Genomic DNA, 5,774 nt, shown 5'->3' with positions numbered 1-5,774 from the left:
GGTCTTACCGGACTAAGGATGGAATGAAAATAAAATCAAATTTGGTGTGGTTGGGTTTGGGCGGATTAAGGGCTATAAAATAAAAAACTACTAAAAATAATACGAAGATAAAGTCAGATAAAAAATCAGGCGGCATAAGCCGCCTGAGAGAAGATTAAGCCTGATCGAGACTATCGATAGTGATAGTACCTTTTTCAGGATCAACGGTGTATTTTAGGTTTTCTAGGTTTACACCGGCAAGTCTTACGATAGTGTCTTCAGTACCTATCGAATTGGTAGTGCCTGCAGCTACAGCTTTTTTATCATAAACTAGGTATGTATCGCCCTTCCAAGAGAACGCATATAGTCTATCGTTGTGAGCGTCGTAATATCCATTATCGCCGCCACCCCAGTTGATGTGTCTTACATAGCCGCTTACAGTTTGACCCCACGTAGTAGCGCCGTCTGCATCGCTATAGTAAGTCGCGCTAAATCTAAGACCGTCGTCTCTAACTTGAGTAGTATCATTCCATAGTCTATTGTGAGCTATGGCGTGATTTACCGCTTGGACTAGAGTATCTAGGCCGGCAACCGTACTCAAATCGGTAAGTTTAGAGTTTACGGTTAGTTTTACGATATTGTGCGCATCGTATATAGACTTATCGCTACTGCTGATATTGCTTATATACTTATCGCTTGTATTGGACGTCTCTATGACGACGGCTTTTCTTAGGTTTGTAGCAGTAGGCGCCGTTGCGGCAGGTCCTATTTGTCCCGCTACGCCTGAGCCTTGTATGATTACGTTGCCGTGGGCCGAGATAGGCGTACCGCCAAGAACCGCGCCGGCAGTACCGTGAACACCGTGAGCATCGGTGTATTCGTTAGAATATAGCACGCCGTTCACGATAGTATGTTGGTTTTGCGCTGTTCCAGTCTCATAGAATTTACCGTCAGTATTTAAACGCCAGTTGCCTGTACCTTGCGCAGGAGCTGCTGCATGGACGGTATTTGCTGCATAGTAGTTCGTAGTTGAGCCGTTTACCGAAGTAACCGTCCAAGTAGTCCAAGATGTAGCGCCTGGATATTCAAGTGGATCAGGGGCAGGCGTAGGAGGGGTGCCGGATATCCAGCCGGTAGTAGGAACCGTTACGCCAGTACTCTTAGTAGTAGACAAGGCAGCCGTAATAGGAGCAGAACCAGTCTCTACAAACGGTTTTGTAGCGCCGTTTAGGAATGTTTCATTAACATACTGACCGTCCGCATTTTTTCCGCCCACGGAGATATTTTGGTTAGCGCCTGCTACGATAGTTTTGTTATTTGTAGCGGTACCTGTCTGCCATGCGAGGTCGCCGTATTTAGCAGTATACTCATATCTATCACCGCCGGCATGACCGTCTGTACCGGATTGAGCTACTACGCCCTTTTCTACGCCAGGGAGTATAGTAGGTTTAGTGTTTGTAGAGTAGTCATAACCGGTTACTTTACTGCTTTCAGGATCTGTAGACGTATCGCGTTGTCCGTTTACGGTACTACCGGTGATATCTACAGGTTTGTTGTGTACAGGAGTTACATTATGCACATCTGTAGCTAGTTTGTTATTAGCAACCTCAGTATGGAAATATCTACCGTTTGTAGCAGGATTATTGTCGCCTGTAGTTCCAGGGTGGTTATAGTCATAGAATTTTACCTTGATATCCGTGGCATTTCTACTATGGAACTGCGAATTTGTATAAACCGCATCTTTGCTATCGCCAGTAGGGTCTTTAGGATCGTAGCCGTGCGCAAACCAGTCGGCAAGTTTGATTCTATCGCCAGCCTCAATATTTTTGATAGTTACGATTTTACTTACGCTAGCATCGGTTTTAGCTCTACTTACGTCAAATAGATCGCGTCCTTTGCCACCGTCGATGATGATCTCGGTATTTGTAGCCAAAGTACCTACGTGGATGATATCGTCTCCGTCGCCTAGATCTACGTTTAGCTTGCCGGTGCCGTTATTTGCAGCCATATCGTTAGCTAGCAATACTACGTCGTTACCTTGAGTTCCCTTGATCTCTTTAAGTTTCTCGTGAGCATTTGCACCTAGGTCACTCTTTTCTCTTACTAGTTCAGTAGACGGTCTTGTTAAGTTTGTAGTTGTTCCGTCGACATTTTTATGGCTCCACTTGGTACCGTTGAAAGTAGGCACATCGTCAGTAGCAAGGCCGGCTCTATTACCAAAATCAGGTAATGTTGAAGTAGCCTTAAAGTCATTCGCATGCGCAGTACCATAGTTATCTGAAAGAGGATTTTTTAGGTTTGAATTGCCTGCATTGCCGAAACCTTGATTTGCGGTACTGTTGTGCCAGCTACTATAACCTGAATTAGTAGATCCGCTATGGCTCGTCGTATCCGTGCTATAAGGAACGGTAGATAGGTTTACCCATGAAGTAGATCCCGCTTTTACTTCGCTTAGATCGATAGTCTCTAGTTTTGAAGTAGTCGCAGTGTTAAACTTAGGATTTACTATAAGGTTTATGTTTTCGCCCTTAGCGACAAATTTTTTAAGGTCGTTAGGAGAAGCCGTACCGTCATCAAATTTGACATAAACATCGGTTTTCTCACCGGTCTGGACGCCGCTTACGTTAAGGTTTACGACATCTTGCTTATCTCCAGGATTTGTTCCGGTTCTAGCTCCGCCGAAATTTACTTTAATTGCATTTGGAGTCGAGCCTTGACCGGTATTCCATCTATCGCTAGCTAGTCCGGTGTCTATTTCAGGGCTATAATACGTAGGCCTAGTAAATACAGCTCCTTTGAAATTAACATTTTGTCCAAACAGCTCGCCTATGTTATATGAGCCTGCCATTTGAGACATATCTATCGTGTTGTTTATGGTTTTGTCGTTACCGACTTTACCCACCGAATTCGTATACGAAGATGAGCTAGTATACTGTCCACCGCCGCTTGCGATACTAACATTGCCTCTTGCATTACCCGGATTGATCTCTATATCTCTCGCAGCTATATTACCTATCAAAAGATTATTGATGTTGTTACCATTCACGCTAAACGTACCCTCAGTAACGATAGAGTTATCGGCTGTTGCGTACTGGAAGTTCCAAGTCGTAGGGGTAGAATCAAAATAGCCCTTCATCGTAGAGCCGGTAGTCGGGTTGTTTGCGGCAGTAGTTATGTTGTTTATGGCGTTTACCATCTCGACATTACCGCCGATGTCATTCAAGGTTACAGAAATAGAACCTTTTGTAAATACACCTTTGCTCGCCTTAAATGAATTTAGGTGCTCGGCAGTGATAGCTATAGACTGAGTAGCGTCAGCTGTGCCTGCACCCGCGCCACTACCTTTACCGATCACGTTATCTACAAAATAAACATTACCGGTCTTGATATTATTTGAAGCAAGACCTCTAGCGTTGATCTGCTCGATATCGTTAAACTCTCTAGTGCCGTAAGCGTCAAAGTTGTCATCGGTATTAATGTTGAAAGCCTTTAGCTTCTCAAAGAAAGTAGCATCTAGGTTACTTAGAATGCTTGACTTTGAATTTACGGTTAGTTTCTCAAGGGTTTTTGGAGGCAACGGAATAGTAGAAGATAGGTCGTGAACCGCTATGTTTGTAAGGCTCATACCCGTAATGTTAGCTACGCTATTGCCATATGTACCGATAGAGTTAAAATTTACGGTTATGTCTTTAGCTTTTGGAGCTATGATGCCTATACCTTCGTTTGCGTGCATTTTGTTTGAGTCTACCCAAGCAGCGGTAGCGCCGGCTCCGCCGATCTTTTGAGCATATACGTTTTTATCTACGTTTACGGTTACTCTTTCGCTCTCGTCAGCAGCTACATAAGCGGTAACCTGACTGCGTAGTCCAGGAGTAACAGCATTTATGATAGCATTGCCGTTAACGTCTTGAGGATCGATTGTGTTTGTTATATTGATCTCTTGCAAATAGCCGTTTTTAAACTCGACTCTACCGTAAGGGCCAGATGCTACATCGGTATTTTCTGGATCAGGCTTGTCTACCGTAACGCTTTTTATAGTAGAGTTTGTAACTACTAGGTTGCTCTTTGTTTTTGTAGTGTTAAGAGCTGTTACGTCTGAGCCAGCAAAATCTATGCTTGCAGTATCATTTGCCGTACCGGTGTCTACTTTTTGTATATTTACCTTTTCTATGTTGTTTACGGTAAATTTGTTCTCTTTTGCTTTTAATCTTTCGATATTTAACGTATCTTTACCAGCACCGCCGTCTATATCGAAATTTGTTTTATTTGTTGCGTCTACATCTTTAAAGTCAAGCTTTATAGTGTCGTTACCGCTGCCGCCTTTTATAACATTTGTAGCACCGATAGGAGTGTGTTGACTAGGGTTAAACTCATACTCTAAATTGTGAGTAAAGGCAGAAGCATCGACCTTTTCTAAGCGATCGCTTTCCACCATAAGCTTAACATCGGTAGTACCTTTAACAGATATTGTTTTATAGTGGTTTGTATTATCGCCTGATTTTATAAATACAGTACTTTTCTCGCCTTTTGTAGTTATGTTTAAATTTTCGATATTCGGGATATCTATACCTGTACCTGCAACGCCGACCACGTTATCTATAGCATTTTTATGCAAATTTACATTATCTAATGTTAAATTTTGCGTATCATTTGTGCCAGCGATAGTTCCGGTGTTATAATTTAATTTAAACGACTCCGTACTGCTTTTTAGATTCTCAATGGTTAAATCGACTAAATTGTGAGGATTTATGAAATTTATACCATTTTCACTATCTAAGCTTACCTTCTTAAGACCCTCAATATCTCGTGCATTAAAGGTTTTTTTAGTTGTAGCAGTGCTTGTCAAATTTAAGTTATCGATATTTTTGATAAAACCGGTAGTCATACCATTAAAATTATCTTTTACGGTAACATTTAAAGTATTTTCACCCGTTCCGCCATCGATTTTATCGGTAGGTTTGAGAGTGTTTGTAGCAACAAACGAATCTGCAACCGCGTTAAAAATATCTTGTCCAACTCCACCGGTAAGATCATTTGGTTCAGTGGTAAGAGTATGAACCGTAGAAGCAGCAAGGGCATCTATTTTTGCTTTTTGCTCTTCAAAATTGGTATCAGTCGTAGTTTTTATAATTTCCTGAAACGGTTTATAATCATAACTTCCAGAAACACTTGTTTCTATGTTAGCGATTTTTTCAGCCATATAAGCTGAAATAGCCGTTTTGTTTTCGAAAATTTTAGCTGCAACCGGATCTGCCGCTTTTGCTTCTGCAGACTGAGCTACCTCAAATAATTTTACAAGAGTTTCGCCTCTTGAATGACCTAGCTGAAGGTGCTTAACCCATGCGTTAATACCATCAGGATCTTTTGTGTAATCTTTACCAAGAATGTTTTTATAGATAAGCTCTATATAGTCTTTGTCTTGGTCTATTCTGCCGCCATAGTACTCTATAGCTGCCGGGGATTCTAACATTAATTGGGCTATCTCGGCCTGTGTTTTGTTGTGGCCGAAATTAATCCATGCCTTGAATCCAGCGCCTTCTGGGGCTCTGTTAAATAACGCCACATAAAGCTGCGCAACCTCTGCTTGTGTTACTGCCATTAAGGACTCCTTTAAAGTTACTTGATGTTTAGTGTTCTATTTTACAGAATACTATCGCCAATTATACCATAATTTTCTAAAAAAGGAGGGAAATGATTTTTTATTTGATTAACTGATGATTGCTGAATAATTATAATTTATAGATTATATTCATAAGATATTTAGCTTATATTATATAATTTATCTGCATTTTCTT

Annotated in this window: 1 protein-coding gene; it reads right to left on the bottom strand. The window is 41.3% G+C overall.

Annotation, left to right across the window (positions count from 1 at the left end):
• Nucleotides 1-154 precede the first annotated feature (154 nt).
• The gene (locus tag Q0546_RS01890; protein ID WP_298790013.1) at nt 155-5,578 is read right to left on the bottom strand and encodes a DUF4214 domain-containing protein; all 5,424 of its coding nucleotides are present in this window, start codon (nt 5,576-5,578) and stop codon (nt 155-157) included.
• Nucleotides 5,579-5,774 lie beyond the last annotated feature (196 nt).

It is taken from the genome of uncultured Campylobacter sp., assembly GCF_937997465.1.
Classification (GTDB): domain Bacteria; phylum Campylobacterota; class Campylobacteria; order Campylobacterales; family Campylobacteraceae; genus Campylobacter_A.
The sequence above is the reverse complement of the archived record's forward strand: the minus strand, read 5'-3'. Positions and strand labels throughout refer to the sequence as shown.

What these genes read in the sequence shown, in the direction of transcription:
- Q0546_RS01890 (WP_298790013.1), bottom strand. Translation starts at nt 5,578, where the DNA reads ATGGCAGTAACACAAGCAGAGGTTGCGCAGCTTTATGTGGCGTTATTT.